Here is a 577-nt window from a genome sequence, read left to right as displayed (position 1 = left end):
GCTTATCTTATTAAGTTACTCATTGCTCGTTTAAAAAGAAACTAAGTAACATTTTGCCCAAATAGTAGTTATTTGGGCTTTTTGCTATACTTTAGCCTAGTGGATTAAATTTATAAAGATAGGATTTAGCATATTCTTATTGAGTGATTTTATTTTATGAAGGTTGTTTATAGGTAAAGGGGAAAATAGATGGTTTCTAAAATTGATGTGGCTTGGGACTTGTTTCTGGAGGGAAAAACATCAGAAGCTAAAAAGTTGGTTGAACAAGATTTTTCCATTGATACCTGTACAGATTTTAGCCTTTTAAATCTGATGGGGTATTTATTATTGGCAGAAAAAGACTATGCCTCGTGTACCCGTATCTTTGAGAAATACATTTTATTAGCTCAACAAAATGAAGACAAAGAACATGAACACATTGGATTACATCAATTAGCTATGATCTACAGAGATCAGGGTGATTTTCATAAGGCTTTAAAGCTCATTGAAGATGAAGAGAAGATAATTGAAGAGCATTTTCCCAATGATAATCTAAAGAAAGCTGTGAATAACTACGAACAAGGCTATTTGAGATTGA

1 pseudogene is annotated in these 577 nt (G+C 32.1%); it reads left to right on the top strand.

The features are described 5' to 3' along the window. Nucleotides 1–189 precede the first annotated feature (189 nt). Nucleotides 190–577, top strand: a pseudogene (locus LIZ08_RS10270) (hypothetical protein); the annotation flags it as partial.

Source organism: Streptococcus sp. 210928-DFI.4.42 (assembly GCF_020554365.1).
GTDB lineage: Bacteria > Bacillota > Bacilli > Lactobacillales > Streptococcaceae > Streptococcus > Streptococcus parasanguinis_S.
This window is presented reverse-complemented; position numbering and strand designations above follow the sequence as displayed.